Source organism: Pseudomonas sp. 05N434 (assembly GCF_056396965.1).
Genome location: NZ_JBFTMK010000510.1, coordinates 1 through 3,675, shown reverse-complemented (window position 1 = coordinate 3,675; position 3,675 = coordinate 1). Strand labels below are relative to the sequence as shown.

The 3,675-nt window shown below is 59.3% G+C and carries 5 protein-coding genes; all 5 read left to right on the top strand.

Features of this window, described 5'->3' with window-relative positions; all coding sequences use genetic code 11:
* The coding region (gene glnA, locus AC1DLB_RS24680; RefSeq protein WP_477785810.1) for a type I glutamate--ammonia ligase at positions 1-893 on the top strand (893 nt) is incomplete at its 5' end.
* Positions 894-1,027: 134 nt separating this feature from the next.
* Positions 1,028-1,576 (top strand): chorismate mutase, encoded by a 549-nt coding sequence (locus tag AC1DLB_RS24675; protein WP_477744129.1) that lies wholly within the window; start codon positions 1,028-1,030, stop codon positions 1,574-1,576.
* Positions 1,577-1,677: 101 nt separating this feature from the next.
* Positions 1,678-2,193, top strand: coding sequence for a DUF4124 domain-containing protein (locus AC1DLB_RS24670; protein ID WP_018929199.1), 516 nt, complete (start codon positions 1,678-1,680; stop codon positions 2,191-2,193).
* On the top strand, positions 2,190-2,810 hold the full coding sequence (locus AC1DLB_RS24665; RefSeq protein WP_477785809.1) for a DUF4124 domain-containing protein: 621 nt from the start codon (positions 2,190-2,192) through the stop codon (positions 2,808-2,810). The genes AC1DLB_RS24670 and AC1DLB_RS24665 overlap by 4 nt, the downstream gene beginning before the upstream one ends.
* 495 nt (positions 2,811-3,305) lie before the next feature.
* A partial coding sequence (locus AC1DLB_RS24660; RefSeq protein ID WP_477785808.1) for a PAS domain-containing protein occupies positions 3,306-3,675 on the top strand: 370 nt, incomplete at its 3' end.

Below are 3,675 nucleotides of genomic sequence, written 5' to 3'. Positions count from 1 at the left end.
GTCCAGGCGTCAAAGGCGGCTACTTCCCGGTTCCGCCGTTCGACCACGACCACGAAATCCGTACCTCCATGTGCAACGCCATGGAAGAAATGGGCCTGACCATCGAAGTTCACCACCACGAAGTGGCGACTGCCGGTCAGAACGAAATCGGTGTGAAGTTCAACACCCTGGTGGCCAAGGCTGACGAAGTTCAGACCCTGAAATACTGCGTACACAACGTAGCTGACGCATACGGCCGCACCGCGACCTTCATGCCTAAGCCGCTGTACGGCGACAACGGTTCGGGTATGCACGTTCACCTGTCCATCGCCAAAGATGGCAAGAACACCTTCGCTGGCGAAGGCTATGCCGGCCTGTCCGATACCGCCCTGTACTTCATCGGCGGCATCATCAAGCACGGTAAGGCTCTGAACGGCTTCACCAACCCGTCGACCAACTCCTACAAGCGTCTGGTCCCAGGCTTCGAAGCTCCAGTGATGCTGGCCTACTCGGCTCGCAACCGTTCCGCTTCGATCCGTATTCCTTACGTGTCCAGCCCTCGCGCTCGCCGTATCGAAGCCCGTTTCCCGGATCCAGCAGCTAACCCGTACCTGGGCTTCGCTGCACTGTTGATGGCTGGCCTGGACGGCATCCAGAACAAGATCCACCCTGGCGATGCAGCTGACAAAAACCTGTACGACCTGCCGCCTGAAGAGGCGAAAGAGATCCCACAAGTTTGCGGCAGCCTGAAAGAAGCCCTGGAAGAGCTGGACAAAGGTCGTGCGTTCCTGACCAAAGGCGGCGTTTTCAGCGACGACTTCATCGACGCTTACATCGCTCTGAAAAGCGAAGAAGAAATCAAGGTTCGTACCTTCGTACACCCACTGGAATATGAGCTGTACTACAGCTGCTGATCCGGTAGCGCTGCACTACGCAGCGTGACAAAAGAGAGGCCTCCTTCGGGAGGCCTTTTTTGTGGGCGAACGTCTGTCATCGAATGCCCGGTTGCGTGCATCATGGCCTTCACCCGATAAAGTCGAGATCCTCCATGCGCCTACGCTCATCCCTTGCCTTGCTCACTGCCCTGCTGGCCAACAGCGCTTTCGCCAGCCCGGCACCTGCCGCCCTCGCCCCACTGCTTGGCACCATAGAGGAGCGCCTGGCGATTGCCGATCAAGTCGCGTTGAGCAAATGGGACAGCGGTAAACCCGTCGAGGACCGTCAGCGCGAGCGCGAGGTGATTGCCGGCGCCGTTGCCCTGGCACCTGCTTATAAATTGAGCAACGAAGCCGTCGAACAGTTCTTCTCGGCGCAGATCGAGGCCAACAAACTGGTGCAATACGCGCATTTGTCTGACTGGCATGCGCAAGGCAAGGCACCCGACGATCCTCGGCCCGACCTCGTCGGGCAGATCCGCCCGCAACTTGATCAGTTACAAAAACGCCTGCTGCAACAACTGGCCGATTTCAGCCCTTATCGCAACGACCCGCAGTGCCCGTCCTGGCTGGCCACGGCCAATAAAACCGGCACCCAAGTATCTCTGCGCGAGCTCGCCAAGGTACGCGCCAGCGCTGAGTTGTGCAGCGCCAGCCGCTGAGCCGGCCTGCCGACATGCGCTGATGTGCTCTATGCTCAGCGCTTAGTCGCCACGAACGGAACAGGGCCGGACACTTGCCCAACGGCCAATGGAAGCCTGCAATGCGCTCATTGTTGTTATGCCTGCTCGTACTGATCGCCCTGCCCGCCGCTGCGCAGATCTATAAGTACACCGACGCCAATGGCAACACCGCCTACAGCAATCAGCCGCCCGACGGCGTCAAAGCCCGGCCGGTCGAATTGCCACCGCTCAACAGCGTCGAGCGTCAGTCGCCCAGCGAACCCGTAGCACCGCCGCAAGCCAGTAGCCGTGACCAACCGCACAGCGCCTATCAGGTGCTGGAGCTGAGCGGCCTGCCCACCGAAGAAGCCTTGCGCGCCAACAACGGCACGTTCACCGTCAGCGTATTGATCAATCCACGCCTGCAAGGCACTCATCGATTGAGGCTGTTACTGGACGGTCAACCCTACGGCCAGCCGAGCAACGTGCCGACCCTGCAACTAGTGAACATCGACCGTGGCGAACATAACCTTGCGGTTCAGGTGATCGACGGGCAAAACGTCGTGCAACAGAGCCCCACCGTGACGCTCACCGTGCAACGGGTGCATAAACCTTGAGGGCCTGGCTGTTGRTCGCGTGCCTGGTCAGCCTGCCGGCGATGGCCGAGGTCTTCACATATATCGACGCTCAGGGTAATCGGGTCTTCACCGATCAGCCGGGCGCCCGCAATGCCAAACGTGTGCCGTTGGCGACAAGCAATCGAATGTCAGCCAACCCGAGTGGCGCAGCGCCCATGACCGCCGCGAAAACAAACCCCGCCAAACCATTGTTTCATTACGACATGCTTCGGGTGCTGGTGCCGGAACCGGATGCCACGATCCGTAGCAGTGCCGGTGAGTTGATCGTCAGCGTTACCAGCGAACCCGGCCTGCAACAGGGTCATCGTTACCGTTTACTGCTGGACGGCCAGCCCACCGCCGAGCCCGGCCCCAGCCCGGTGTTCGCCCTGAGCAATATCGACCGCGGCAGTCACAACCTGTCGGTGGAAATCCTCGACGAACAGGGCCGCACCGTCGAACGCACGGCCAATCAACCGTTCCATATGCTGCGCATTTCCCTGGCGCAGAAACGCCAGGTCAAACCCTGCACCCTCACCGACTACGGCCAACGGCCGGAATGCCCCCTTAAAGACAAGCCTGAAGAAGAAAAAAGCGCCTTCTTGCCCTTCTTCTAACCTCGTTCAGGTTTGCGCACTATATTGGTGCAAACATCTGCACCATACCCACATCTCAGCCCATTTTGGTTCGAAAGTACTCGAAAAAACTGGCAGAACGCCATGCAAACGAGCGTAAAACGCCCGTTTCAGGCTCTAAACGCTTCTTTTCGGAGCCTTGGTTTGGTTTTTGCATTTTCCTCATACCGGCGCGTTATTCATGCGCCTGCCCTGCTCCAAAAGAGGGAGTAGGGCGTGCTCACCGTAAATGGCGATCGCGCAAAGCCCCACGAGACGCAAGACTAGGCATGAGGAGAGAAGTTTGGTTGCTCCAAATGAACGACGAATAACGACGGATTGCGTCTCGTGGGGCTTTGCCCTTCGGGTTGGCGCTGTGATCGCGCCATGCTGCGTTGTAGGACTTGAAAAGGGAACGCCATTCTCTGCGTCCTACGCCTTGCCTGGCGCGATCACAGCGCCAACGCGATTCGCCATTTACGGTGAGCACGCCCTACTATGACCATTAGCGACGCACTACACCGCTTGCTACTCGACAACCTGACCACCGCCACCATCCTGCTCGACGCCGAACTGCGCCTCGAGTACATGAACCCGGCGGCGGAAATGCTCCTGGCCATCAGCGGCCAGCGTAGCCATGGGCAGTTCATCAGTGAGTTGTTCACCGAGTCCACCGAAGCGCTGAACTCCCTGCGCCAGGCAGTCGAGCAGGCACACCCGTTCACCAAGCGCGAAGCGATGCTCACCGCCCTCACCGGCCAGACCTTGACCGTCGACTACGCCGTGACGCCAATCCTGAGCAATGGCGACACGATGCTGCTGCTGGAGGTTCATCCTCGCGACCGCCTCTTGCGGATCACTAAGGAAG

Excerpts from the sequence above, each read along its gene's own strand:
- AC1DLB_RS24675 (WP_477744129.1), top strand. The coding sequence starts at position 1,028 with ATGCGCCTACGCTCATCCCTTGCCTTGCTCACTGCCCTGCTGGCCAAC.
- AC1DLB_RS24670 (WP_018929199.1), top strand. The coding sequence starts at position 1,678 with ATGCGCTCATTGTTGTTATGCCTGCTCGTACTGATCGCCCTGCCCGCC.